The sequence below is a fragment of the Geodermatophilus sp. SYSU D00703 genome, from assembly GCF_054050155.1.
This window is the reverse complement of sequence record NZ_JBJGYU010000002.1, coordinates 309,699-334,337: the sequence shown is the minus strand read 5'-3', so window position 1 is coordinate 334,337 and position 24,639 is coordinate 309,699. Positions and strand designations below refer to the sequence as shown.

Here is a 24,639-nt window from a genome sequence, read left to right as displayed (position 1 = left end):
TACCTTCTCCGCTATGGCGAGGACCCCCTGCCCTCCGCCACGCGCGAGCTCGCGGCGGGCCCCTGCAGGGGCCGTGGACGGCTGGGCCTCAGCGCTCGGCGGTCTTGTGGATGGGTCCCTCGATGCCGGTCAGCCGCTCCCCCGTGCCGCCCCACCGCCCCGCGATGATCTCGGCCGCGATCGAGATCGCCGTCTCCTCGGGGGTGCGGGCGCCCAGGTCCAGGCCGATGGGCGAGGAGAGCCGGGCCAGCTCCTCCTTGGCCAGGCCCGCCTCCTCCAGCCGCGCCAGCCGCTCCTCGTGCGTGCGGCGGGACCCCATCGCACCGACGTAGGCCACCGGCAGCCGCAGCGCGACCTCCAGCAGCGGGACGTCGAACTTCGGGTCGTGGGTCAGCACGCACAGCACGGTGCGCTCGTCGATGCGCCCGGCGTCCACCTCGGCCTGCAGGTAGCGGTGCGGCCACTCCACGACCACCTCGTGGGCGTCGGGGAACCGCTTGGGCGTCGCGAACACCGGGCGCGCGTCGCAGACGGTGACCCGGTAGCCGAGGAAGGCGCCCACCCGGGCGACCGCGGCGGCGAAGTCGATCGCGCCGAACACGACCATGCGGGCCGCCGGGGCGAAGGAGTTGACGAAGAGCGTGAGGTCGTCGCCGCGGCGCTCGCCGTCGTGCCCGAAGTGCATCTGCCCGGTGCGGCCGGCGGCGAGCATCCCGCGGGCGTCGGCCGCGACGGCGTCGTCCAGCCGCTGGAGGCCCAGCGTGCCGGAGGTGCGGTCGGGCCAGATGACCAGCCGCTTGCCCACCCGGTCCTCGGGGCCGGCGACACAGGTGACGACGGCGACCGGCTCGTGCCGGTCGACCGACTCCTTGATCTCGCCCAGCTCGGGGAAGGACTCCCGCGAGACCCGCTCGACGAAGACGTCGAGGATCCCGCCGCAGGTCAGCCCGACGGCGAAGGCGTCGTCGTCGCTGACGCCGTACCGCTCCAAGGTGGGGACGCCGGTGTCGACGACGTCCTTGGCCTCCTCGTAGACCGCGCCCTCGACGCAGCCGCCGGAGACGCTGCCCACCGCGGTGCCGTCGGGGCCCACGAGCATCGAGGCGCCGGCCGGGCGCGGCGCCGAGCGCCAGGTGGCGACCACCGTCCCCATCCCGACGGTCTCGCCCGCCTGCCACCAGCCGACCAGGTCGTCGAGCACGTCACGCATCGCTGCCCCTTCTCCCAGCGGAGTGTGGAAGTGCAGGTGACCCCCACCGTGGTACTCCGCTCAACACCTCAGGCACGGGAGATCACTCCCGCGAGCTCCTCGAACGCCACCATGCTGTGCCCGGCCACGAAGGCGTCGACGAACGGCAGGGCCGCCTGCATCCCGGCGGTGAGCGGCTCGTAGCCCTCCCGTCCCTTGTGCGGGTTGACCCACACGACCGCGTGCGCCAACCGGTGCAGCCGGGCCATCTGCTCGGCGAGCACCTCGGTGCCGCCGCGCTCCCACCCGTCGCTGCAGAGGACGACGACCGCTCCGCGGGCGGTGCCGCGCTGCCCCCAGCGGTCGAGGAACGCCTTGAGCACCTCACCGAGCCTGGTGCCCCCGGACCAGTCGGGGATCGCGGTGCCACTGGCCGCGAGCGCCTTGTCGGGGTCGCGCAGCCGCATCTCGCGGGTGACGCGGGTGAGCCGGGTACCGATGGTGAACACCTCGGTCGCGGCCGGGTGCGCGCGCACCGCGGCGTGCGCGAACCGCAGCAGCGCGTCGGCGTAGGGGTTCATCGACCCGGAGACGTCGATCAGCAGGACGACGCGGCGCGGGCGTGGCCGGGCCCGGCGGTGCAGCAACCGGGTGACCTCGCCGCCGTCGTGCAGCGCGCGGCGCACCGTGCGTGACGCGTGCACCGTGCCGTGCGCACTCGGCCGACGCCGGCGCGAGGCCCGCATCGGGGAGGCGGGGACCAGCAGCGCGAACAGCCGGCGCAGGTGCTCCCGCTCGGCCAGGCTCATCTCGGCGACGTCCCGGTGCCGGAGCACCTCGTCGGCGCTGGCCCGGCCGGCCAGCTCCGGGGGCTGCTCGCCCTCGTCGCCCTCGCCGGTCCCGGCCTCCAGCGGCGCGGTCGTGGCCAGCACCCGCTCCGGCTGCGCCGCGGAACGGGTCGGCCGCGGCGCCTCGCCCCCGAAGTACGCGGCGAAGGCGGCGTCGTAGCGGTCCAGGTCGTCGGGGCCGGCACACAGGGTGAGCCGGCCGGCCCAGTAGACGTCGGTGGCGTCGAGGACGTCGAGCGCCCCGACCGCGGCCAGCATCGCCTCCACCCGGTCGGGGCTGGCGGCCACCCCGGCGTGGCGGAGGGTCCGCGCGAAGCCGAGCACGGTGTCGACGACGTCCCGCCGCTGATCCGAGGCATGGGAGGCAGTGCCCACGTCCGCACGGCTGGGGACGCGGGTGGTGCTTCCCGTGCCCGGGGACTCACCCACCGAAGAGCGCCCCCCGGGCGAGGGCGTGCACCCGGTCGGTGTCCTCGCGGTACTTGAGCACGGCGCCGAGCGTGCGCGCGGCGACGTCCGGGTCGAGGTCGCGGGCGCCCAGCGTGTGCAGCGCCGTCGCCCAGTCCATCGCCTCCGCGACGCCGGGGGGCTTGAGCAGGTCGAGGGTGCGCAGCTTCGCCGTCGCGCGGGCCACCTCGCGGGCCAGCTGCTCGGTCACCTGCGGCAGACGGGTGCGCAGGATGGCGACCTCGCGGTCGAAGTCGGGGTGCTGCAGCCAGTGGTAGAGGCAGCGCCGCTTGAGCGCGTCGTGCACCTCGCGCGTGCGGTTGGAGGTCAGCACCACCAGCGGCGGCGTGACCGCCCGGATGGTGCCGAGCTCCGGGATGGAGATGGTGAAGTCGGAGAGCACCTCGAGCAGGAACGCCTCGAACTCGTCGTCCGCGCGGTCCACCTCGTCGACCAGGAGCACGCTCGGGGAGTCCTCGAGCGCCTGCAGCAGCGGGCGGGCGAGCAGGAACCGGCGGTCGTAGAGGGAGGCCTCGAGGGTCTCGGTGTCGCCGGTCGCGTGCGCGGCCTCGGCGGCGCGCAGGTGCAGCAGCTGCCGGCCGAAGTCCCAGTCGTAGAGCGCCTGGCTGGCCTCCAGGCCCTCGTAGCACTGCAGCCGGTACAGCGGCCGGCCGGTCACCTCGGCCAGCGCCTGCGCCAGCGCCGTCTTGCCGACGCCGGCCTCACCCTCCAGGAACAGCGGGCGGTGCATCGCCAGGGCCAGGTAGGCCGCGGTGGCCAGCCCCTCGTCGGGGAGGTAACCGGTGCCCTCGAGTGCCGCGGCCAGCTCGTCCGGGCCGGCGAACCCGCCGTCCGAGGCGGACACCGGCTCCAGCGTGGTCTCACTCACGTCCTGAGCATCCCACCTGCGCTGTCCGGACGGCGGCCCTCACCCGGGCCCGCGGCCCTCCTCCGGACCCGCAGCCCCGGACCCGCAGCCCGGACGCGACGGCGCCCGCCCGGTCGAGCCGGGCGGGCGCCGTCCTGCGACCTCGCGGGTCAGCCGATCCGGCCGTCTCGGTCGCGGTCCAGGGCGTCCTTGGCCTTCTGCGTGAGGCTGCGGTCGTCGTGGCCGCCCACGTCGCCCCGGACGCCGGTGCCCTGGGCGCCGTCGACCTCGATCCGCTCCTCGCGGACGTCGGCGGAGACCGTCTCGGTGTCGGTGACCGTCTCCTTGTCCAGGCGCACGCGCTCGACCGGCACGGCCTCCTTCTCCACCACCGGGCGCTCGGCGTGGAGGGTCACCTCGTGCTCCTCCTCGCTGATGGCCGGCCCGTCCAGCGCACTGCCGATGTTGGCGTCGGTGATCGGCTCGCGCTCGACCCGGACCTCCTCGCGGGAGACCGGCACCGTCTCGGTCTGGTTCTGGGTCACCACGTACTTCCGCAGCCGGGCCCGGCCGACCTCCTCGCTGCGGGTGCCGACGTTGAGCCGCTCCTCCGAGCGGGTCATGGCGTTGTCCGTCGTCGGACCGGAGGTGTCGTGGCCGACCGCGGGACGGGTGTCGGTGTACCCGGCGGTCCCGGTCAGGTCGCGGTCGGCGATGCCCTGGCCGGCCATGCCGGTGCTGGCCATCCCGGTGGTCGACTCGGTGCCGACCGTCCCCGGCTGGTCGACGCGGCCCACGGTGGTGTCGGTGCGGCCGTTGCCGGTGTCGACGCCACCGAGGGCCCCCGTGCCGGTGTCCAGGCCGTAGTAGCGGTAGAGCTCCTGCTCCTCCTGCGGCGACAGGTGGCCGTCGGTGTCGATCTTCGGAGCGTCCTTCACGGCGTCCTTGCTCACCGGTACCCGCAGGCCGTCGTCGGTGAGGTCGGCCTCCCGGATCGGGACGAAGGACTCCTTGGTGCCGAACAGGCCCGTACGCACGGTGACCCACTCGGGCTGGCCGGTCTCGTCGTCGAGGTAGACCTCGGAGGCGGAGCCGATCTTCTGGCCGCTCTGGTCGTACACGTCCTTGCCGATCACGCGGCTGATGGTGTCGGTTCCGATCATCGTCGTTCGTCGCTCCCATCTGAGCACTGGTGGAACGGTCGTCAGGAGGGGTTACCGGCAGTCACGCGACGAAACGGACCGATTCGTCCGACCCGTCCAACGGGCCTCCGGTCCGGTACCGGCGCGGGACGGCTGTCTCGAGCTGGGCGGCGCGTCCCTGCAGCTCATCCGCACGTCGATCGCGCGCAACAGGAGTTGCGGAGAGTGACCGACGCACGGGGCCACGCTGGGTCACCACACCACCGCCGGGCGTGTCGTCCACAGCCGTCCCCCGGCGCGTCGCCGCCGTCCTCGGGCCCGGTGCTGCTCATCCTGGAGGGCGTGCCTCCCCGCTCGCCGTACGACGACCTGGTCCACCCGCGCACCGTCAAGAAGCCCACCCCGCAGGTCGAGGCCGAGCGGGACCTCGTCGTCGAGGACCCGAGCTCGGGCTTCGTGGGCGCCGTCGTGCGCTGCGAGAAGGACGTCGTCCACCTGGAGGACCGGTTCGGGAAGGTCCGCGCCTACCCGCTGGGTCCGGGGTTCTGGGTCGACGGCCGGCCGGTCGTGCTGGTGCGGCCGAGGCCCGCGGCGCCGGTGACCCCGACCCGGAGCGCGTCGGGGTCGACCTACGTCGCCGGGGCGCGGGCCCGGGTCGCCCGCGAGGGACGCATCTACGTCGAGGGCAAGCACGACGCCGAGCTGGTCGAGAAGGTGTGGGGTCACGACCTGCGCATCGAGGGCGTCGTCGTGGAGCCGCTGCACGGCGTGGACGACCTGCCGGCCATCGTCCGGGACTTCCGCCCGGCGTCCGGACGGCGGCTCGGCGTACTGGTCGACCACCTGGTGAAGGGGTCCAAGGAGTCGCGGATCGCCGACCAGGTGACCGGCGAGCACGCGCTCGTCGTCGGCCACCCGTTCATCGACATCTGGCAGGCGGTCAAGCCGCAGGTGGTCGGCATCCGTGCCTGGCCGACGGTGCCCAGGGGCGAGTCGTGGAAGGAGGGGGTCTGCCGCCGGCTGGGCTGGGAGGACGACACCGGCTACGTCTGGGCGCAGCGGGTCCTCGCCCGCGTGCGCACGTGGACCGACCTGGAGCCGGCGCTGATCGGCCGGGTCGAGGAGCTCATCGACTTCGTCACGACCGACTGAGCGGAGTACCAGGGGCCCGTTCTCCGCGCCCTGGTACTCCGCTCGGGGGTCAGCTCGGGATGTAGTCGAAGCTGTCCGGGTCGGGGCCGGTGCGATCGCCCCGGTCCAGGCCGGACATCGCCGCCATCTGCGACTCGTCGAGCTCGAAGTCGAAGATCGCGAAGTTCTCCTCGACGCGGCTGCGGGTGACCGACTTGGGGAAGACGACGTCCCCGCGCTGCACGTGCCAACGCAGCGTCACCTGCGCCGGGGTCCTGCCCAGGCTCTCGGCGACCTCCTTGATCGCCGGGTCGTCGGACACCTTGCCCTTCGCGATGGGAGCCCAGGCCTCCGTCACGATCTCGTGCTCGGCGCCGAAGGTGCGTGCCTCGTCGTTGGCCAGGTAGGGGTGCACCTCGATCTGGTTGACCGCCGGGCGGACCTCGGTGGCCCCGAAGAGGTTCCGCAGGTGGTGCGGCTGGAAGTTGGAGACGCCGATCGCGCGGACCCGGCCGCTGGCGTAGATCTCCTCCAGGACCTTCCAGCGGGCCACGTAGTCGCTCACCGTCGGCAGCGGCCAGTGGACCAGGAAGAGGTCGAGCTGGTCGAAGCCGAGCTGGGCCAGGCTCTCGTCGAAGGACCGGAGGATGTCGTCGCGCGTCTGCCGGTTGTTGTTGAGCTTGCTGGTGACGAACACCTCCTCGCGCGGGATGCCCGAGGTGCGGACGGCCTCGCCGACGCCCTTCTCGTTGCCGTACATCTGCGCGGTGTCGATGTGCCGGTAGCCGACCTCGAGCGCCGTGCGGGTCGCCTCGGCGGTCTGGTCCGGCGGGATCTGGAAGACGCCGAAGCCCAGCTGGGGGATCTCGACGCCGTTGTTCAGACGGATGGTGGGCACGCTGGCCACAGGCACTGTTCCTCTCGGATCGGGGAGGGTGGCGCTCACGACGGGGCCACCCGGGGGGCGCCTACCCCTTGACGCCGTGGTCAACCCGCGCGGGCGGCCGCGCCGTTCCCGCCGGCGGTGCCGGACGGCGCAGCAGGGGAGCGCCGGCGAGGGCGAGGAGGGCGGCTCCGGCCGCGGCCAGCGCCGGGACGGCGAACGCGGTCTCCGCGCCCCACGCGTCCACGGCGGCCCCTGCCAGGGCCGACCCCGCGGTCACGCCGAGGGTGAGTCCGGTCGTCGTCCAGGACAGCGCCTCGGTGAGGGCCGCGCGCGGGACGCGGGACTCGGCCAGCGACGTCCCCGAGACCAGCACCGGGGCGATGGTCAGGCCCGCGAGGAACCCGACACCCACCAGGGCCACGAGCGAGCCCACGCCCCACATGAGCTGGGCGGCGAGGCCGAAGGCGACGGCCGTGGCCAGGAAGCGCGTGGCCAGCGTGCCGGGCAGCCGGAGGACGCCGTAGACGAGTCCGGCCACCAGGCTGCCGCCCGCGTAGACGGCGAGCGCCAGGCCGGCGAGCGCCGGGGCGCCCTCCGCGGCGGCGAAGCCCACCACGACGACGTCCACCGCGCCGAACACGGCCCCGACCGCGACGTAGGTCGCCGAGACGACCAGCACCGTGGCGTTGAGGGCCGCCCACCTGCGGGCGGGAGAGGCGGGGTCGGGCCCGTGCACGGCAGGCTCGGTGGCGCGCTGGCCGGCCAGCCAGAAGCCGCCGACCGAGCCCAGGACGATCCCGGTGAGGAAGCCGACCGGCGGGGCGACCAGTGTGGCGAGCAGGGTGACCAACGGCGGGCCGACGACGAAGACGACTTCGTCGACCACGGCCTCCAGGGCGAAGGCGGTCTGCCGCCCGCGGGCGTCCTCGAGCGCCGCCGCCCAGCGGGCCCGCACGAGCGAGCCGATGTTGGGCCCGCTGGCGCCGCAGACCGCGGCAAGCAGGAACCACGACCAGCGGGGTGCCCCGGCGGTGACCGCGGCGACGAAGCCCACCCCGGAGAGCAGGTAGGCGGTCATCGCCCAGCGCAGGACGACGCCCTGGCCGCGGCGGTCCATCGCGCGTGCCCACTGCGGGCTGGCGACGGAGAAGCTCAGCGCCAGGGTGCCGGAGACCGCGCCGGCCACCCCGTAGCTGCCGGTCTCCCCGGCCACGAGGAGCACGGCACCCAGACCGAGCATCGGGATGGGCAGGCGGGCGACCCAGCCGGCGAAGGAGAACGCCACCGAGCCGGGCACGGCGAAGAGGCGGGCGTACGGAGCGAACACGGTGCGGGGTGACACGGACTTCTCGCGCTTCCTGGCCACAGGCGAGTGCGGGGTGAGCCCGCCGGGCTCTCGGGTGGCCCGCCGACCGTAGCAACGGGCAGGGACGTCGCGCCGCCGGTTTCCCTGCGGGGACGGCGTCCGCCCGCGTGTCAGCCGGACCAGTGCATGAACGTTCATGCACGCTGTGTGAGCGACCGCACACGCGGACGTGCCCACCACCCTAGGGAGCCCCGTGTCCCCGATCCCCCCGCGCCGAGCCCTCCTCCTGGCCGCACTCCTCACCCTCGCCGTCCTGCTGGTGCCCGGCACCGCGTCGGCCCGGGGCGGCGACGACGCCACGACCACCGAGGACGGCGGCACCGCGGCCGGCACCACCGGCGACTTCGCCGTCGTCGTCAACGGCCGCACCACCGACCCGGCGCCCGGGCGCGAGGCGCGCCTGCGCGACGTGACGCCGACCGGCCCCGTCGCCGTCCGGGGCCGGCACGTCACCTTCACCATCGACCCGGCGACCCTGGGCGTCGTCGACTACACACTCACCGGCGCCGCGGACCCGCAGCGCATGGTCACCGCGCCGACCGTCGTCTTCGCCGCGAAGGTGCCGCAGCTGACCGCCGCACAGCTGCGCGGCGTGCGGATCGCCGAGCTGCGGCTGCGAGACGGCGTCCTCGTCGCCGAGTTCTCCACGGCCGCCGGCAAGCTCAAGATCCAGGCCAAGGACGCCCCGCAGGGCGGGATCTTCCAGATGGAGCAGGAGTTCGGCGCGCCGGTCGAGTTCGTGCACACGCTCGGCCCGACGCTGTTCTACTTCGTCAACGAGTTCACCGGGAAGGTCAACTTCGGCGACGGCGTCGCCGGGGACGCGACGCACCAGATGCTGCTCGGCAAGGACAGCCCCCAGGTCGCCACGAAGCTGTACCAGGACGGGACGAGCACCCGCTGGTCGGTGGCATCCGGCGGCCGGATGGGCGGTGTCCTCGGCGAGGACGCGATCGAGCTGTCGGGCGGCGCCACGAACTGCACCAGCGACTGCCAGGCCCGCAACCGCATCGGCGGCTCCGTCCCCGTCCCGCCGGAGCCGGTGGACCCCACCCCGATCGGCTGACCGTCGTTCCGCGGACGCGGGCCGCACGCGCGGTCCGCGTCCGCGGCTGCGGTTCGACCCCTCGGGTCCGGACCGACCCTGGCCACGTCGTTGGCCCCCGCTACTACATTGGACGAGGTGACCCCGACCTCCCTGCCCGACCCCTGGGTCCGACCCGCCGACGGCGCCCCGGGCAGCGGCGGGCTGGTGGACCGGCACGGCCGTGTCGCCACCGACCTGCGGGTCTCCCTCACCGACCGGTGCAACCTGCGCTGCACCTACTGCATGCCCCCCGAGGGGCTGGACTGGCTGCCCAAGGTCGAGGTGCTGACCGACGACGAGATCGTCCGCCTGGTCCGCATCGGCGTGGAGCGGCTGGGCATCCGCGAGGTCCGCTTCACCGGCGGCGAGCCGCTGCTGCGCCCCGGCCTGGTCGGCATCGTGCAGGCCACCACCCGGTTGAGCCCGCGTCCCGAGGTGAGCCTCACCACCAACGCGATCGGCCTGGCCCGCGTCGCCCCCGCGCTCGCCGCGGCCGGGCTGGACCGGATCAACGTCAGCCTCGACACCCTCGACCGCGACCGGTTCAAGCAGCTCGCGTACCGCGACCGGCTGGACGACGTCCTCGCCGGCCTGGCCGCCGCGCAGGCCGCCGGGCTCACCCCGGTGAAGGTCAACGCCGTCCTGCTGCACGGCATCAACGAGGCCGACGCCGTCCCGCTGCTGGACTTCTGCCTCGAGCACGGCTACCAGCTGCGGTTCATCGAGCAGATGCCGCTCGACGCCCACCACGCCTGGACCCGCGGCCGGATGGTCACCGCGGAGGACATCCTCGAGCGGCTCTCGCAGGCCCACACCCTCACGCCCGACACCGAGGAGCGGGGCTCGGCACCGGCCGAGCGCTGGCTGGTGGACGGCGGCCCGGCGACCGTCGGCGTCATCGCGTCGGTGACCCGCTCGTTCTGCGGCACCTGCGACCGCACCCGGCTCACCGCCGACGGGCAGGTCCGCAACTGCCTGTTCGCCCGCGAGGAGTCCGACCTGCGGACGCCGATGCGCGAGGGCGCCTCCGACGAGGAGCTGGCCGACCGCTGGCGGATCGCCACCCTCGGCAAGCTCCCCGGGCACGGCATCGACGACCCGAGCTTCCTGCAGCCGTCCCGGCCCATGTCGGCCATCGGGGGCTGAGCACCCCATGGTCACGGTCCGGTACTTCGCGGGGGCCCGCGCGGCCTCCGGTGTGGACACCGAGACGCGCGCTGCCGGCACCCTCGAGGAGCTGGTCGGGCAGATGGTCGCGACGCACGGCGAGAAGCTGGAGCGGGTGCTCACCGCCTGCTCGTTCCTCGTCGACGGAACGCAGACGCGGGACCGATCGTTGGCCCTGCAGCCCGGGGCGGTCGTCGACGTGCTGCCCCCGTTCGCCGGAGGTTGATCCCCTAACCCGTGCAGGCGCTGCCTCACCATCCCCCCTGTCCTGAACTCCTGCCGCGCCCGCCCGCGCGGACTCCCCGATGACCGAGTGGCTGCTCGTCGTCGTCGGCGTCCTGCTCGTCCTCGCCTGTGCCGGCTTCGTCGCCTTCGAGTTCGCCCTCGTCACCGTCGACCGGGCGACCGTGGAGCGGGAGGCCGAGGCCGGCTCCTCCCGGGCCGGCACCGCCCTGTCGGCGCTGCGGACGCTGTCCACCCAGCTGTCCGGCGCCCAGCTCGGCATCACCGTCACCAACCTGGCGATCGGGTTCGTCGCCGAGCCCTCGATCGCGGCGCTGCTGCGGGGTCCGCTGGGCGACCTCGGCCTGTCCGGGGCCGCCGCGCGGTCGGTGTCGATCACCCTGGCCCTGGTCGTCGCGACGGTGCTGACCATGGTGTTCGGCGAGCTGGTGCCCAAGAACCTGGCGATCGCGCAGCCGCTGCGGGTGGCCATGGCGGTGTCCGGCTTCCAGCGCGGCTTCACCCGCGCCACCTCGCTGGTCATCCGGCTGCTCAACGGCTGGGCGAACGGCGTCCTGCGCCGGGTCTTCGGCGTGGAGCCGCAAGAGGAGCTGGCGTCGGCCCGCTCGCCGGAGGAGCTGACCTCGCTGGTCCGCCGCTCGCGGACCGTCGGCACGCTGCCGGCCGGGACGGCGACCCTGCTCGAGCGCGGGCTGGCCTTCGGTGAGCTGCGCGCCAGCGACGTCGCCACCCCGCGGACGCGGATGACCACGGTGCCCGCGGGCGCCCCGGTCGCCGACGTCCTCGCCGCGGCGCGGGAGTCCGGGCACTCCCGGTTCCCCGTCGTGTCCGGCTCCGGCGCGGACGACGTCTCGGGGATGGTCCACGTGAAACACGCGCTCGCCGTGCCGCGCGACCGGCGGGACACCGTGCCGGTCGAGCGGGTGATGGTGCCGCCGCTGTTCGTGCCCACCTCCCGGCCGCTCGACGACCTGCTGGTCGACCTGCGCCGGGGCGGACTGCAGATGGCGGTCGTCGTCGACGAGTACGGCGGCACGGACGGCGTCGTCACCGTCGAGGACCTCGTGGAGGAGCTGGTCGGCGCGGTGTTCCACGAGCACGACGCGGAGGCCACCGCCGAGGTCGTCGCGCGCGGCGACGGCGTGTGGTCGGTGTCCGGGCTGCTGCGGCCGGACGAGGTCAGCGCGCTCACCGGGCTCGCCGTCCCGGCCGACCGGCACTACGAGACCCTCGGTGGTCTCGTGCTGCACCGCCTCGGCCGCATCCCCGAGCCCGGCGACCGGGTGACCGCGCTGCGGCAGCTGCCGCCGGAGCTCGCGGCCGAGGCCGACGGGCACCCCGGCGGCGTGTGGGTCGAGGTGGAGCGCCTCGACGGCACCCGCGTGGACCGCGCGCTGGTCGGCGCGGTCGCCCCCGAGGCCGACGTCGAGGAGGCCCCCCGTGGGTGACTGGGTCGGGGTGCTCGTCGCCGTCGTCCTGCTGCTGGCCAATGCGTTCTTCGTCGGCGCGGAGTTCGCGCTGATCTCCGCCCGGCGCTCGTCGATCGAGCCGCTGGCCGAGGCCGGCTCCCGCCGCGCCCGCACGACGCTCGCCGCCATGGAGCGGGTGTCGCTGATGATGGCCGGCGCGCAGCTGGGCATCACCGTCTGCTCGCTGGGGCTGGGCGCGATCGGCGAGCCGGCCGTCGCGCACCTGGTGGAGCCGGTGTTCGACGCGCTGCGCGTGCCCGAGGCGCTGGTGCACCCCGTCGCCTTCGCGATCGCGCTGCTCGCCGTCGTCGCGCTGCACGTGGTGATCGGCGAGATGGTGCCCAAGAACCTCGCCCTCGCCGGCCCGGACCGCGCGGCGCTGGCGCTCGCCCCGCCCCTGGCGGCCGTCGTCACCGTGCTCAGGCCCGTGATCGTCGCCCTCAACGCGCTGGCCAACGCCGTCCTGCGGGTGCTGCGGGTCGAGCCGAAGGACGAGGTGACCAGCTCCTTCACCCGGGACGAGGTGGCCGGTCTGCTCGACCAGTCACGCGCCGGCGGACTGCTCGGCAAGCGTGAGCACGACCTGCTGACCGGGGCACTGGCCCTGGAGGACCGCGACACCCGCTCGGTCCTCATCCCCCGCGACCGGCTGACCACCGTGCGCTGGGAGGACGGCGCCCCAGCCGTCGAGCGCGCCGCCGCCCGTACCGGCTTCTCCCGCTTCCCCGTGCTGCGCGGGAGCGCGGTGGCCGGCTACGTCCACGTCAAGGACGTGCTGGTGACCGACGGCGAACCCGACGTCCGGGTCGCCGACATCACCCGTCCCCTCCCCCGCGTGCCGGCCACCGGCGACCTGCGCACCACCCTGCAGGCCATGCAGGCCGACGGCGCGCACCTCGCCGCCGTCACCGAGGGCGGCGAGGTGCTGGGCGTGGTCGCGCTGGAGGACATCCTCGAGGAGCTGGTCGGGGAGATCCGGGACGCCGTGCACCGCTGACCCGCCGCGAGGCGGCGGACGGTCGAGAATGGGTGCATGAACATCTGGGACAAGGCCCGGGCCAAGGCCGAGGAACTCCTCGGCCGGGCCGAGGAGGTCTACGGCGAGTCGCACGGGGACGCCGCCGCGCAGCTGGCCGGCGAGGCCCGGCGCCTCGAGGGCGAGGCCGAGGAGGAGGCCGCCGAGCGGGGGGACACCACTCGGCAGCAGCCGCGTCCCGGGACCGACCCAGACCACTGACCGGCGTCGCCGGGCGCGGCCCGGTGACCGGAGGGGGCACGGGGGGATGGCGGAACACGTGGTCCCCGGACCGGGGATCGCCGACATGGCGCCCTGGCGCGACTTCGGCGGCGTCGCCTGCGGCGCGCTGAGGTTCCTGCACGAGCAGCTCGGGTGGGACGTCTGCGTGGTCACGCGCGTCGTCGACGGGCGGCAGGTGGTGCTGCACGCGTTCCCGACGGACGTGCTGCCGCGCGGCGCGTCCCTGCCGTGGGAGGAGAGCTTCTGCCGGCTGATGGTCTCCGGCGAGGCGCCGCGGGTGGCCACCGTGACCGCCGCCGTCCCGGAGTACGCCTCGCGCTCGCTCGGACCGGTCCAGCGGGTGGCCGCCTACCTCGGCGTCCCCCTGGTGACGGCCGAGGGGGAGCTCTTCGGCACGGTGTGCGCCATCGGCTTCCGGGCCAAGCCACGCAGCGCGGCCCGCGACCTGCCGCTGGTGGAGCTGGTCGCGCGGCTGCTGAGCACGCTCATGGCCGCCGGGATGACCCCGGACCCGCCGCCGCCACCGGCACCCCCGGGCTCCGTGCCGGTCTGACCGCACGTGCCCCGGGACAGGGGCGGGCCGACCTCCGGCCCTTCCCGGGGCGGCCGGTCGGTGCCATCGTGGAGCGCCGGGACCCAGCTCCCGGTCCCGGCGGCCGATCGCCGCTGCGACCAGGAGGCACCGATGGCCGGGTCCGCACTCCCCCGCTCATCGACGATCACGCTGGGCACCGTCCTCGCCCTGCTGGCGGCCACCGGCGGCCCCGCGCTCGCCTCCCCGGAGGTCGACGTCATCGTGCTGCCCGGGGCCAGCTCGGCCGAGGGCATCGCCCGGGGCTGGGACGCCACCTTCTACGCGGGTGACCTGTTCCGCGGTGACGTGTTCCGCGGCGACCTGGCCGAGGGGACCGCCGAGCTCTTCATCGACGTCCCCGACGAGCCGGCCCGGATGGCCGTCGGCATGTCCTTCGACCACCGGCACGGGCTGTTGTTCGTCGCCGGGGGCTTCACCGGTCAGGCGTACGTCTACGACGTCCGGAGCGGGGACACGGTGGCGACCTACCAGTTCTCGCCGCCGTCGCCCGCGGACGCCGTCCCGCCCACGACCGTCGTCAACGACGTGACCGTCACCGAGGACGGCGCCTGGTTCACCGACAGCCGCCGCGCCCAGCTGTTCTTCGTGCCCGTGGACCGCGACGGCGAACCCGGCGACGCGGGCACGCTCGACCTGAACGGCCCGGCCGCCGACACCAGTGGGCAGTTCAACCTGAACGGCATCGTCGCGACCGAGGACGGGGACACGGTGGTCGTCGCGCACGCCGGCAGGGGGCAGCTGCTCACCGTGGACCCGGAGACGGGCGACAGTGCGGTGGTCGACGGGGTCAGCGTGCCGGGCGTGGACGGCCTCGTGTCGAGGGGCCGGGACCTCTGGGCGGTGCAGAACAGCGACCAGGTGACCCAGGTCCGGCTGAGCCGCGACCTGGCCTCCGGGACGGTCGAGGAAGTGATCACGGATGCCGCCTTCCAGACCCCGGCCACGGCCATCTGGTTCGACCACCGGCTCGCGGTGGTGAACGCCAAGTTCGACACCGGGATCCCGCCGACCGCCGACCAGTACGAGGTCGTGCTGGTCGACGACTGAGAGGACCCCGCCCGGGACCGCCCTCAGGGGCAGGCGACCCACTCCTCCTCGCCGTCGGTGAAGACCTGCCGCTTCCAGATCGGCAGCCGCTTCTTCACCTCGTCGACGAGCTCCGCGCAGGCCGCGAACGCCTGGCCGCGGTGCGAGGCGCTGACCGCGCAGGCCAGCGCGACGTCGCCGATGCCCAGCATCCCGACACGGTGCGACACCGCCACGGCGTGCACCTCGGGGCGGGCGGAGAACTCCTCGGCCAGCTCGGTGATGACCTCCTGCGCCGTCGGGTGGCCGACGTACTCGAGCTCGGTCACAGACCGGCCGCCGTCGTGGTCGCGCACGACGCCGGCGAAGGAGACGACCGCGCCGGCGGCCTTGTCCGCCACGGCGTCCTCGTGCTCGGCGACCGACAGCGGCGTGTCCACGACCCGGGCGATCACGGCGCCGACGGTACCCCGGAGGTGGCGCTCCCCGGCGGGACGTCGAGGTCGGTGGGGTCGGCCAGGCCGGTGCAGTCCACCTCGGTGACCGGGTGCGTGGCCAGGTAGCGGCGGGCGCCCTCGTCGCCGGTCGCCGTCTCGGCGACGCCGGCCCAGTGCTCGCGGCCGAGCAGCACCGGGTGCCCGCGGACGCCGGCGTAGGTGGCGACGGCGAGCGCGTCGGGTGCGGCGTGCCCGGCCATCCGCGCCAGCGCGGCCGGGGTCATGCCGGGCATGTCGACCAGCAGCACGAGGGCGGCGTCGACCCGTCCGGGCCAGCCGCGCAGCCCCTCCAGCCCGGTGCGCAGGGACGACGCCATGCCGGTCTCCCAGTCGCGGTTGGCCAGCACCGTGGCGCCGTCGAGGTCGGCGGTCCGCCAGACGTCGACCGCGCGGGCGCCGAGGACGACCAGCACCGGGTCGCACACCTGCCGCGCCGTCCGGACCGCCCGCTCGACCAGCAGGCTGCCCTCGTACTCGGCCAGGGCCTTGGGCATGCCGTAGCGGCGACCGCCGCCGGCGGCGAGGACGAGACCCGCGACTGCGCTCACGCCCCCACCCTGCCAGGACGGGCCATTGTGGCCACAAAGGCCCGTCAGCGGGCGTAGACGGCGACCTCGGAGGCCTTCACCGTCGCCCACACCCGCGACCCGGGCGCCAGGCCCAGCTCGGCGAAGGCGGTCGCGGTGACGTCGGCGACCAGCGGCACCTCGCCGTCCAGCTCGCAGCGGACCGTGGCCCCGTGCGGCGTGGCCGACACCAGCCGCGCCGGCCAGACGTTGCGCGGGCTGCCGTGCGGGGCGTCGAGGTACAGCGCGACCGACTCGGGCCGGACGGCGACGAACACCGGGCCCGCGGTCTCCTCGGCCACCGCCACCGTGCCCCCGCCGTCCAGCCGCACCGCCGTGCCCGCGCCGGTACCCGGCAGCAGCGCCAGCCCGACCAGCCGGGCCACGTAGTCAGTGCGCGGGTGCCGGCTGACGTCGGCCGGCGTCCCGGCCTGGACCACCCGGCCCTCCTCGACGACGACCACCCGGTCGGCCAGCGCCATGGCGTCGACCGGGTCGTGGGTCACCAGGACCGTGCTGCCGCCGAAGCCGGCCAGGTGCCGGCGCAGCTCGGCGCGGACGGTGAGCCGGGTGCGGGCGTCCAGCGCCGACAGCGGCTCGTCGAGCAGCAGGACGGCGGGGTCGCCGACCAGCGCCCGGGCCAGCGCGGCCCGCTGCGCCTGGCCGCCGGAGAGCTGCCCGGGCCGGCGGTCGCCGAGCTCCTCGAGGCCCACCCGCGCCAGCCACTCCCCCGCCGTCGCCCGCGACGCTGACTTGCGCACCCCGCGCGTGCGCAGGCCGAAGGCGACGTTGTCGGTCACCGTCAGGTGCGGGAAGAGCAGGTGGTCCTGGAACACCATCCCGAGGCGGCGCTCGTGGGCGGGCACGTGCACTCCGGCGGCGACGTCGTCCCAGACGTCGCGGCCGCCCACCACCACTCGGCCGTCGTCGGGACGGAGCAGGCCGGCCAGCACCCGGAGCAGCGTGGACTTGCCCGCCCCGTTCGGCCCGAGGACGGCGAGCACCTCCCCGTCGGCGACCTCGACGGCCACCTCGACGGCGGCCGTGCCGCGGGTGACCCGGACGTCGGCGGCGAGCGTCACGCGGCGGCCCCGGCGCGGGACAGCCAGCGGTCGCGCAAGAGCAACAGCGTGGCCAGCGAGACGACGAGCAGCACGAGCGAGAGGACGATCGCCGCCTCCGGGTCCTGCTGCAGGGCCAGGTAGACGGCCAGCGGCATCGTCTGCGTCGTCCCCGGGAAGTTGCCGGCGAAGGTGATCGTGGCGCCGAACTCGCCGAGCGCCCGGGCCCAGCAGAGCACGGCGCCGGCGGCGATGCCCGGCGCCACGAGCGGGAGCGTGACCCGGCGGAACGTCGTCCAGCGGTCGGCGCCGAGGGTGGCCGCGGCGTCCTCGAAGCGCGCGTCGGCCGCCCGCAGCGCCCCCTCGACGCTGATGACGAGGAACGGCATCGCCACGAACGTCTCGGCGATCACGACCGCCGTCGTCGTGAACGGGATCGTGACGTCGAAGGCCTGGTCCAGCCAGCGGCCGACGATCCCCTGCCGGCCCAGCACGAGGAACAGCGCGACCCCGCCGACCACCGGCGGCAGCACCAGCGGCACGGTGACCAGGGCCCGCAGCACCGACCGGCCCCGGGCGCGGGAGCGGGCCAGCACCCAGGCCAGCGGCACGCCGAGCACCAGGGAGACCGCGGTGGCCAGCGTCGCCGAGACCAGCGACAGCCGCAGCGCCTCCCCCACGGCCGGCGAGGTCAGCCGCGGCCACAGCCCGCCCCACGGCGCGCGGACGACGAGGCCGACCAGCGGCAGGACGAGGAAGGCGACCGCGATGGCCGCGGGGACGAGCAGCGGCAGCGGGACCCCGGTCTCCGGCCGTCTCACGGGGTCCGGAAGCCGGCGTCGGCGAGCGCCCGCTGTCCCTCCTCGGACCGCACCAGGTCGACGAAGGCCGCCGCCGCGTCGGGATTGGGCGCGTCGGCCAGCGGCACGATCGGGTAGTCGTTGACCGCGTCCTCGGCCTCGGGGAAGTCCAGCCCCTCGACCGCGTCGCCGGCCGCGGTGACGTCGGTCGTGTAGACCAGCGCGGCGTCCACCTCACCCAACTCGACCTTGGTGAGCGCCGCGCGCACGTCCTCCTCCAGGGTGTCGGGCACGGCGGTGGTGCCGGCGGCGGCGAAGACGTCCTCGGCGGCCGCCCCGCAGGGCACCTCGGGCGCGCAGACGGCCAGCGTCAGGTCCTCCCGCCCGAAGTCGGCCAGGCCGGCCACCCCGGCGGGATTGCCCGCGGGGACGGCGATCTGCAGGACGTTCGAGGTGAAGACCGTCGGGTCCTCCCCCTGCAGCCCCGCGTCGGTGACCACGGTCATCTGCGTCTCGTTGGCCGAGGCGAAGACGTCGGCCGGCGCCCCCTGGGTGAGCTGCGTGGCCAGCGCGGAGCTGCCGGCGAAGTTGAACCGGACGTCGAGGTCCGGGTGGTCCAGCTCGAGCCGGTCGCCCAGCTCGGTGAAGACGTCGGTGAGGGAGGCGGCCGCGAAGACGGTGAGGGTGCCGCTGAGGCCGCCGTCTGCGGAGCTCGACGAGGCCGCGCCCGCGTCGTCGTCCGGTGCCGCTCCGCAGGCGGAGAGCAGGAGTACCGCGGCGAGGAGTGGCCAGGGTGTCCGCACCCGCGGGACGATAGCGCCTCGGGCTGCGCACGTGCGGATCGGTGACCTACGAGCGGTTCCGAGTGTGCGGTCAGGGGACGTCGACGCTGACCTGGGTCGCCTTCACCGTCGCCACCGCCCGCACGCCGACCTCGAGCCCGAGCTCGTCGGCCGCCTCGCGGGACATCAGCGAGACCACCCGGAACGGCCCGGCCTGGATCTCCACCTGGGCCATGACGGTGTCCCGGAGGACGCGCGTGACGATGCCGGTCAGCCGGTTGCGGGCCGAGGAGTGCCGCGTGGTGCCGGGCTCGGGCGCCTCGTGCAGTCGGGTGGCGACCCGGGCGAGGTCGGCGCCGTCCACCTGGGCCGGGCCGCCGCCGTCGCGGCGGGCGGGCAGCCGGCCGCTGTCGATCCAGCGGCGCACCGTGTCGTCGCTGACGCCGAGCAGCTCGGCGGCCTCGGCGATGCGGTAGGAGGCAGCCACCGCCCGAGCCTAGCCGCAGGCGCGGTGCTGCCCGGTCGTGCAAGGCGCAGATGCGGACCTGTGGATGTCCCGGCGTCGTCCACAGGCCCGGCCGGTCCCCGGAGGGGCGGCGGGGGAGCATGCCGGCATGGGGACCACGACTGCGGACGACGCCTGGCTGCGGGACCTCCTGCTCGCCGGCCGCTGGCTCGACGACCCGCGCGACGCCGACGACGTGGCCGCCGCCCTTGCCGCGCGGGACCCCGATGTCGACACCGCCGGCCGGGCGACCCGGGCGCTGCTCACCGCTCTCACCGAGGCCTGGGAGCGGGGCTGGCAGCCGGCCGACGTCGTGCACGCGGTGCGTCGCCAGGCGCCCGCCCGGTCGGCGCGGCTCGCGGTCGCGCTGCTCGCCGAGGACGCGCGGCTCACCGACGCCGGCTCGCGGGCGCCCGAGCCGTGGGTCGCCCAGCTGCGCGAGCTCGGCGCCCTCGTCCCGCGGGTGACCAGCGGGTGGTCGCCGCCTGGCACCGCACCGGGCGCCGCCCCGCGGCCGAGGCGTGGCGGGCGGTGCTGCTGGTCGCCACCGTGCTGTCCACACTGCCCCGCATCGACCAGCTCGTGCCGCCACCCTCCCGCTGGGGGACGGGCGTCCGGGGCGCGGACCCCGCCCCCACTGCCGACGACGCACGGCTGCTGCGGCGCATCCGCAGCCTGCTGGCCAAGGCCGAGTCGACGGAGTTCCCCGAGGAGGCCGAGGCCCTCACCGCCAAGGCGCAGGAGCTGATGGCCCGGCACGCGGTCGACGCCGCGCTGCTGGACGCCGGTGCCACCGCCGCGGCCCGGGCGGTCGTCGGCAGCCGACGCGTCCACGTCGACGACCCGTACGTGCGCGCCAAGATGCAGCTGCTCGGGGCGGTCGCGGACGCCAACGACGTGCGGCTGGTCTGGTACCAGAGCCTCGCGATCGCCAACCTGGTCGGCACCCCCGCCGACCTCGACGCCGTCGAGCTGCTGTTCACGTCCCTGTTGCTCCAGGCGGGCCCCGCCCTCGCGGCGGCCGAGCGGTCGGCAGCGCCGCGGTCGGCGTCCCGCTCCTTCCGGCGGGCGTTCCTGCTCGGCTACGCGGGCCGCATCGGCGAACGGCTCCGGACCACCCGGGAACGAGCCACGTCGACGGCGGCAGCGGAGCGCGGCGTGGACCTGCTGCCGGTCCTGCGCTCGCGGCAGGAGGCGGTGGACGACGCCTTCACCGAGCTCTTCCCGCGGGTGCGCACCAGCCGCAGCCGGGCGTCGATGGACCCCGCGGGCTGGTACGCCGGCCGGGCCGCGGCGGACACCACCGACGTCGGCTCCTGCCGCTCCCGGCTGCGGTGACCGCGGTCCCGCGCACGACGGCGTTCCCGCGGCGACGTCCTGAGTGCCACAGCACGGCAGTGTTCCGTTTGCCGATCTCGGCCCCCGGGCAGCGGGAACCGGTGCCCCGCCGCAACGAGGACCACCCCGCCGGGGCGTCCCCCTCCGTCCGCACCCGCCGCATCCGCGAGGTCGCCCGCGCCCTCCTCGGCATCGAGGAGTTCCGGCCCGGCCAGGAGGAGGCGATGCAGTCGGTCGTGTCCGGGCAGGACACCCTCGCGGTGCTGCCCTCGGGGGCCGGGAAGTCGGCGGTGTACCAGGTGGCCGGCCGGCTGACCGACGGCCCGGTGCTGGTCGTGTCCCCGCTCATCGCCCTGCAGCGCGACCAGGTCGACCGGCTCGACGAGCTCGACGGCCTCCACGGGCAGGCCGCGCAGCTGAACTCGGCGCTGTCGGCCGGTGACCAACGAGCCGCCCTCGCGGGCCTGGCAGACGGAACGGTCCGCTACCTGTTCCTCGCGCCCGAGCAGCTCGCCAAGCCCGAGGTGGTGGAGGCGATCGCCGAGGCGCACCCGGCGCTGTTCGTCGTCGACGAGGCGCACTGCGTCTCCGCGTGGGGGCACGACTTCCGCCCCGACTACCTGCGGCTGGGCGCCGTCGTCGACCAGCTGGACCACCCGACCGTGCTGGCGCTCACCGCGACCGCGGCACCGCCGGTGCGTGCGGAGATCCTCGAGCTGCTGGGCATGCGCGACCCCCGGACCGTCGTCGCCGGCTTCGACCGACCGGAGATCCGGCTGGAGGTCGAGCAGCACGCCGACGCCCACGGCAAGCAGCAGGCGGTGCTCGACCGCGTGCTGGCCGAGGTGGGCGCGGGGCGCGTCCCGGGGATCGTCTACAGCGCCACTCGCAGGGGCACCGAGGAGCTCGCCGGCGAGCTCACCGAGCGCGGCCTGCGCGCGGCGCCCTACCACGCGGGGCTGCGGAAGGCCGAACGCGAGGAGACGCAGCAGGCGTTCATGGACGACGAGCTGGACGTCGTCGTCGCCACGACCGCGTTCGGCATGGGCATCGACAAGCCCGACACGCGCTTCGTCGTCCACGCCGAGCCCGCGGACTCCGTCGACAGCTACTACCAGGAGATCGGCCGCGCCGGCCGCGACGGGCAGCCGGCGCTGGCGGTGCTGGTGTACCGGCAGGAGGACCTCGGCGTCCGCAAGTTCTTCGCCGCCGGCATCCCGCCCGAGGAGGAGCTGCAGCAGGTGGCCGGCCTGGTGGCCGCCGCGGAGGCAGCCGGCATCGACGACGGCGTCGACGTCAAGCAGCTGCGCGAGGAGACCGGCCGGGGCGCGACGCCGCTGGCCCGCGACCTCAACCTCCTGGAGCAGGTGTCGGCGGTGGTGCTCGACGAGGAGGGCGCCGCCCACCCCGCCGAGGGGGCGCCGAGCCCCGGCGAGGCCGCGTCGGCCGCGCACGAGCTGGCCGAACACCACGAGCGGGTCGACCAGAGCCGGGTGGAGATGATGCGCGGCTACGCCGAGACCACCGAGTGCCGGCGGCAGTTCCTGCTCGGCTACTTCGGCGAGCAGCTCGAGCAGCCGTGCGGGAACTGCGACAACTGCTCCGCCGGGCTGTCCCAGGAACAGCCGGCCGCGGACGACGACACCCCGTTCCCCACGCAGACGCCGGTCGAGCACGCCGAGTGGGGCCCGGGCATGGTCATGCGGGTGGAGGACGACCGGGTCGTCGTCCTGTTCGAGGAGGTCGGCTACAAGACCCTCGCGCTGGCCGCCGTCACCGAACACGACCTGCTGCGCCGCCGCGACTGAAGAAGGACGCTGCTGCCCCACGCCTCGCGAGCTCGGCGCGGGTCCTCGCAGCAGGGCCGATGCCAGGCCTCGCGGGGGCCACGGTCGGGTGACCTGCGCCGTTCGCCATGCGGACCAAGGTCATCGGCTCGATGATCAACGCAACGACGGACCGGGCGGTTCTGCCCGGCGGGAGGAGCACACGGGTGAAGGTCCTCGGCATCAACGCGATATACCACGACCCCGCAGCGGCGCTCGTCGTCGACGGCCGCATCGTGGCCGCCGCGGAGGAGGAGCGCTTCAGCCGGCGCAAGCACGGCAAGCGCCCCCTCCCGTGGAGCGCCTGGGAGCTGCCCGAGCTGTCGGCGACGTGGTGCCTCGCCGAGGCCGGCATCCACCCTGAGGAGCTCGACGCCGTCGCCTACTCGTTCGACCCCGCCCTCATGGGGACGCCGGAGGAGTCCGGGCTGAACGACCCGGGCGACGTCATGCGCAAGACGTACGCGGAGAAGGCACCCGAGTTCCTCGCCCACGCCCTGCCCGGTCTCGACCCGGCCAAGGTCCGCTTCGTCAAGCACCACGTGGCGCACGCGGCCTCCGCGGGGCTGGCCGCGCCCACGCCGACCAACGCGGTGCTCGTCCTCGACGGCCGCGGCGAGGCGCACAGCCACCTGGCCGGGCGCTACGTCGACGGCCGGCTGGAGGTCCTGGCCGGCCAGGCGCTGCCGCACTCCCTCGGTCTGATGTACGAGGAGGTCACCGACCACCTCGGCTTCCTGCGCAGCAGCGACGAGTTCAAGGTCATGGCGATGGCCTCCTACGGCAAGCCGCGCTTCCTCGGCGACCTCACCGAGCTGATCCGGGCCACCGACGACGGCGGGTTCCGCACCGAGAAGATCGACTACTCCGAGTTCGCGCCCCGCCTGGGCAAGGGTGACGACTGGACCCAGGACCACGCCGACCTCGCCGCCTCGGTCCAGCAGCGGCTGGAGGAGGTCATGCTCGACCTCGCCCGCTGGCTGTACGAGCAGACCGGCGAGCGCACGCTCACCCTCGCGGGCGGCACGGCGCTGAACTGCGTCGCCAACACCCGCATCCACGCGGAGACCCCGTTCGAGGACGTGTGGGTGCAGCCGGCCGCCGGTGACGCCGGCACCGCGCTGGGCAGCGCCCTGCACGTGGCCCGGGCGCTGGGTGAGCAGACCGAGCCGATGCCCGGCGCCGACCTCGGCCGCGGCTGGTCCGACGACGAGATCGAGCAGTGGCTGCGGACCGCAGCGATCGACTACGAGCGCCCGCGGGACGTCGCCGACGCCGTGGCTGCGGTGCTCGCGGACAACGGGATCGTCGCCTGGTTCCAGGGTCGCAGCGAGTACGGGCCGCGGGCGCTGGGCCACCGGTCGCTGCTGGCCCACCCCGGGTACGAGGCCAACCTCGAGCGGATGAACAACGTGAAGGGCCGCGAGCAGTTCCGCCCGGTCGCGCCCATGGTGCTGGCGGAGCGGGCCGCGGACATCTTCAGCCGCGGGCCGATCCCGTCGCGCTACATGCTCTTCGTCCACGACGTGCACCCCGACTGGCGCGAGCGGATCCCGACGGTCACCCACGTCGACGGGACGGCGCGGATCCAGACCGTCGACCGGGCCGAGGAGCCACTGGTGGCCCGCATGCTGGAGTGCTTCGAGCGGCGCACCGGGCTGCCGGTCGTCGTCAACACCAGCCTGAACACCGCCGGCCGGCCCATGGTCGACGACCCGCGCGACGCCCTGGAGTGCTTCGGCTCCGCCCCGGTCGACCTGCTCGCGATCGGCCCGTTCGTCGTCCGGCGTCCGAGGCCGACCCCGCGCTGAGCCGCCGGGGCCGGCGAGCGACCACCAGGTGCCGGCCCCGGGAGGTGACGATTCGGCGACATCGGTCCCTGCATCGGGGGACCTCTGGTCAGCGTCGATCGACAGGGGTATCCCGGAACGGAACCGTCCAAGACAGGGCGGGTCACCGTGCACCTGGGAGGACCACCATGTCCGCAACCGGCGACGCCGGCACCAACCGTGGGGCCATGACCTGGCCCCAGGTACTGGCGCTGGCCCTCGGGGCGATCTACCTGATCATCGGCATCATCGGCTTCTTCATCACCGGCTTCGAGAACTTCGTGGGCAACGAGGCCGGCACCCCGCACCACGTCGACGCGAACCTGCTCGGCTTCATGATCAACCCGATGCACAACGTCGTGCACGTCCTCATCGGCGTGGTCGGGCTGATCCTGTCCCGCACGCTGCGAGGAGCACGGACGTACGGCTGGCTGCTGGCCGTCGGCTACGGCGCCGCCTTCGTGTACGGCCTGTTCGCCGTCGGCGCGGAGTGGGACTTCCTCAACCTCAACTGGGCGGACAACTGGCTGCACCTGGTCACCGCGCTCGTCGGTCTGGGCATGGCGCTGGGCCCGGTCCGCACCGCCGTGGGCGGCCGCTCCACCCGCGTCTGACCCGACCCGCCACACCACCCGGAGGCCGTGTCCCGCGACCGGGGCCCGGCCTCCGGCCGGTCCGGGCGCACCACCCAAGGTCCCTGCGGGCACGGTGAC

Annotated in this window: 25 protein-coding genes; 13 read left to right on the top strand and 12 right to left on the bottom strand. The window is 74.8% G+C overall.

Annotated features, from left to right (window positions below):
• Positions 1 to 88: 88 nt before the first annotated feature.
• From ACI782_RS05080 to ACI782_RS05065, 4 genes are all read right to left on the bottom strand, one after another.
• The gene (locus ACI782_RS05080) at positions 89 to 1,210 is read right to left on the bottom strand and encodes an XdhC family protein (RefSeq protein WP_456906741.1); all 1,122 of its coding nucleotides are present in this window, start codon (positions 1,208 to 1,210) and stop codon (positions 89 to 91) included.
• Between the two features lie 68 nt (positions 1,211 to 1,278).
• Complete coding sequence (locus ACI782_RS05075; RefSeq protein WP_456906739.1) at positions 1,279 to 2,412, bottom strand: vWA domain-containing protein; 1,134 nt, start codon at positions 2,410 to 2,412, stop codon at positions 1,279 to 1,281.
• Positions 2,413 to 2,458: 46 nt separating this feature from the next.
• Positions 2,459 to 3,373: an AAA family ATPase gene (locus ACI782_RS05070; protein WP_456906737.1), complete on the bottom strand. Its 915-nt coding sequence runs from the start codon at positions 3,371 to 3,373 to the stop codon at positions 2,459 to 2,461.
• 149 nt (positions 3,374 to 3,522) lie between these two features.
• Positions 3,523 to 4,515 (bottom strand): DUF2382 domain-containing protein, encoded by a 993-nt coding sequence (locus tag ACI782_RS05065; RefSeq protein WP_456906735.1) that lies wholly within the window; start codon positions 4,513 to 4,515, stop codon positions 3,523 to 3,525.
• A 321-nt stretch (positions 4,516 to 4,836) separates the two neighbouring features.
• Between ACI782_RS05065 and ACI782_RS05060 the strand changes: the two genes are divergently transcribed.
• On the top strand, positions 4,837 to 5,646 hold the full coding sequence (locus ACI782_RS05060) for a DUF3097 domain-containing protein (RefSeq protein ID WP_456906733.1): 810 nt from the start codon (positions 4,837 to 4,839) through the stop codon (positions 5,644 to 5,646).
• 49 nt (positions 5,647 to 5,695) lie between these two features.
• On the opposite strand, the gene ACI782_RS05055 is transcribed toward ACI782_RS05060, so the two are convergent.
• Entirely contained in the window at positions 5,696 to 6,532 is an 837-nt protein-coding gene (locus ACI782_RS05055) for an aldo/keto reductase (protein ID WP_456906731.1), read from the bottom strand.
• Between the two features lie 61 nt (positions 6,533 to 6,593).
• A complete protein-coding gene (locus tag ACI782_RS05050; protein WP_456906729.1) occupies positions 6,594 to 7,853 on the bottom strand; it encodes an MFS transporter in 1,260 nt (419 codons plus the stop codon).
• A 217-nt stretch (positions 7,854 to 8,070) separates the two neighbouring features.
• On the opposite strand from ACI782_RS05050, the gene ACI782_RS05045 reads away from it, so the two are divergent.
• The 8 genes from ACI782_RS05045 (at position 8,071) to ACI782_RS05010 (ending at position 14,743) form a co-directional block, all read left to right on the top strand.
• Positions 8,071 to 8,943 carry a hypothetical protein gene (locus tag ACI782_RS05045; RefSeq protein WP_456906727.1) on the top strand — a complete coding sequence of 291 codons (873 nt, stop codon included), beginning with the start codon at positions 8,071 to 8,073 and terminating at the stop codon, positions 8,941 to 8,943.
• Between the two features lie 117 nt (positions 8,944 to 9,060).
• Positions 9,061 to 10,110, top strand: a complete 1,050-nt coding sequence (gene moaA / locus ACI782_RS05040) for a GTP 3',8-cyclase MoaA (RefSeq protein WP_456906725.1) — start codon at positions 9,061 to 9,063, stop codon at positions 10,108 to 10,110.
• 7 nt (positions 10,111 to 10,117) lie between these two features.
• Positions 10,118 to 10,357, top strand: coding sequence for a MoaD/ThiS family protein (locus tag ACI782_RS05035; protein WP_456906723.1), 240 nt, complete (start codon positions 10,118 to 10,120; stop codon positions 10,355 to 10,357).
• A gap of 79 nt (positions 10,358 to 10,436) precedes the next feature.
• Positions 10,437 to 11,822, top strand: coding sequence for a hemolysin family protein (locus tag ACI782_RS05030; protein WP_456906721.1), 1,386 nt, complete (start codon positions 10,437 to 10,439; stop codon positions 11,820 to 11,822).
• The gene (locus ACI782_RS05025; RefSeq protein WP_456906720.1) at positions 11,815 to 12,840 is read left to right on the top strand and encodes a hemolysin family protein; all 1,026 of its coding nucleotides are present in this window, start codon (positions 11,815 to 11,817) and stop codon (positions 12,838 to 12,840) included. The genes ACI782_RS05030 and ACI782_RS05025 overlap by 8 nt, the downstream gene beginning before the upstream one ends.
• A gap of 36 nt (positions 12,841 to 12,876) precedes the next feature.
• A complete protein-coding gene (locus ACI782_RS05020; RefSeq protein WP_456906718.1) occupies positions 12,877 to 13,080 on the top strand; it encodes a hypothetical protein in 204 nt (67 codons plus the stop codon).
• Positions 13,081 to 13,126: 46 nt separating this feature from the next.
• Positions 13,127 to 13,654, top strand: coding sequence for a GAF domain-containing protein (locus tag ACI782_RS05015; protein WP_456906716.1), 528 nt, complete (start codon positions 13,127 to 13,129; stop codon positions 13,652 to 13,654).
• A 132-nt stretch (positions 13,655 to 13,786) separates the two neighbouring features.
• Positions 13,787 to 14,743 (top strand): hypothetical protein, encoded by a 957-nt coding sequence (locus ACI782_RS05010; protein WP_456906714.1) that lies wholly within the window; start codon positions 13,787 to 13,789, stop codon positions 14,741 to 14,743.
• 23 nt (positions 14,744 to 14,766) lie between these two features.
• Here ACI782_RS05010 and ACI782_RS05005 read toward each other — a convergent pair whose 3' ends face one another.
• From ACI782_RS05005 to ACI782_RS04980, 6 genes are all read right to left on the bottom strand, one after another.
• The gene (locus ACI782_RS05005) at positions 14,767 to 15,177 is read right to left on the bottom strand and encodes a molybdenum cofactor biosynthesis protein MoaE (RefSeq protein ID WP_456906712.1); all 411 of its coding nucleotides are present in this window, start codon (positions 15,175 to 15,177) and stop codon (positions 14,767 to 14,769) included.
• Positions 15,174 to 15,767, bottom strand: a complete 594-nt coding sequence (locus ACI782_RS05000; RefSeq protein ID WP_456906710.1) for a nucleotidyltransferase family protein — start codon at positions 15,765 to 15,767, stop codon at positions 15,174 to 15,176. Before ACI782_RS05000 ends, ACI782_RS05005 begins: the two co-directional genes overlap by 4 nt.
• Positions 15,768 to 15,811: 44 nt before the next feature.
• Positions 15,812 to 16,867: an ABC transporter ATP-binding protein gene (locus ACI782_RS04995; RefSeq protein ID WP_456906708.1), complete on the bottom strand. Its 1,056-nt coding sequence runs from the start codon at positions 16,865 to 16,867 to the stop codon at positions 15,812 to 15,814.
• On the bottom strand, positions 16,864 to 17,667 hold the full coding sequence (locus ACI782_RS04990) for an ABC transporter permease (protein ID WP_456906706.1): 804 nt from the start codon (positions 17,665 to 17,667) through the stop codon (positions 16,864 to 16,866). Before ACI782_RS04990 ends, ACI782_RS04995 begins: the two co-directional genes overlap by 4 nt.
• On the bottom strand, positions 17,664 to 18,449 hold the full coding sequence (gene modA, locus ACI782_RS04985) for a molybdate ABC transporter substrate-binding protein (protein ID WP_456906704.1): 786 nt from the start codon (positions 18,447 to 18,449) through the stop codon (positions 17,664 to 17,666). The genes ACI782_RS04990 and modA overlap by 4 nt, the downstream gene beginning before the upstream one ends.
• Before the next feature lie 70 nt (positions 18,450 to 18,519).
• Complete coding sequence (locus ACI782_RS04980; RefSeq protein ID WP_456906702.1) at positions 18,520 to 18,915, bottom strand: TOBE domain-containing protein; 396 nt, start codon at positions 18,913 to 18,915, stop codon at positions 18,520 to 18,522.
• A 492-nt stretch (positions 18,916 to 19,407) separates the two neighbouring features.
• On the opposite strand from ACI782_RS04980, the gene ACI782_RS04975 reads away from it, so the two are divergent.
• The 4 genes from ACI782_RS04975 to ACI782_RS04960 all read left to right on the top strand — a co-directional run bounded on the left by ACI782_RS04975 (position 19,408) and on the right by ACI782_RS04960 (position 24,540).
• Entirely contained in the window at positions 19,408 to 20,271 is an 864-nt protein-coding gene (locus ACI782_RS04975; RefSeq protein ID WP_456906701.1) for a DUF2786 domain-containing protein, read from the top strand.
• 101 nt (positions 20,272 to 20,372) lie between these two features.
• Complete coding sequence (locus tag ACI782_RS04970; RefSeq protein WP_456906699.1) at positions 20,373 to 22,079, top strand: RecQ family ATP-dependent DNA helicase; 1,707 nt, start codon at positions 20,373 to 20,375, stop codon at positions 22,077 to 22,079.
• A gap of 185 nt (positions 22,080 to 22,264) precedes the next feature.
• Complete coding sequence (locus ACI782_RS04965; protein WP_456906697.1) at positions 22,265 to 23,908, top strand: carbamoyltransferase family protein; 1,644 nt, start codon at positions 22,265 to 22,267, stop codon at positions 23,906 to 23,908.
• A gap of 206 nt (positions 23,909 to 24,114) precedes the next feature.
• Positions 24,115 to 24,540 (top strand): DUF4383 domain-containing protein, encoded by a 426-nt coding sequence (locus tag ACI782_RS04960; RefSeq protein WP_456906694.1) that lies wholly within the window; start codon positions 24,115 to 24,117, stop codon positions 24,538 to 24,540.
• Positions 24,541 to 24,639 lie beyond the last annotated feature (99 nt).

Coding starts and splice junctions, on each gene's coding strand:
- ACI782_RS05080 (WP_456906741.1), bottom strand. CDS start 1,210: ATGCGTGACGTGCTCGACGACCTGGTCGGCTGGTGGCAGGCGGGCGAG.
- ACI782_RS05065 (WP_456906735.1), bottom strand. CDS start 4,515: ATGATCGGAACCGACACCATCAGCCGCGTGATCGGCAAGGACGTGTAC.
- ACI782_RS05010 (WP_456906714.1), top strand. CDS start 13,787: ATGGCCGGGTCCGCACTCCCCCGCTCATCGACGATCACGCTGGGCACC.
- ACI782_RS05020 (WP_456906718.1), top strand. CDS start 12,877: ATGAACATCTGGGACAAGGCCCGGGCCAAGGCCGAGGAACTCCTCGGC.
- ACI782_RS05030 (WP_456906721.1), top strand. CDS start 10,437: ATGACCGAGTGGCTGCTCGTCGTCGTCGGCGTCCTGCTCGTCCTCGCC.
- ACI782_RS05035 (WP_456906723.1), top strand. CDS start 10,118: ATGGTCACGGTCCGGTACTTCGCGGGGGCCCGCGCGGCCTCCGGTGTG.
- ACI782_RS05015 (WP_456906716.1), top strand. CDS start 13,127: ATGGCGGAACACGTGGTCCCCGGACCGGGGATCGCCGACATGGCGCCC.
- ACI782_RS04960 (WP_456906694.1), top strand. CDS start 24,115: ATGACCTGGCCCCAGGTACTGGCGCTGGCCCTCGGGGCGATCTACCTG.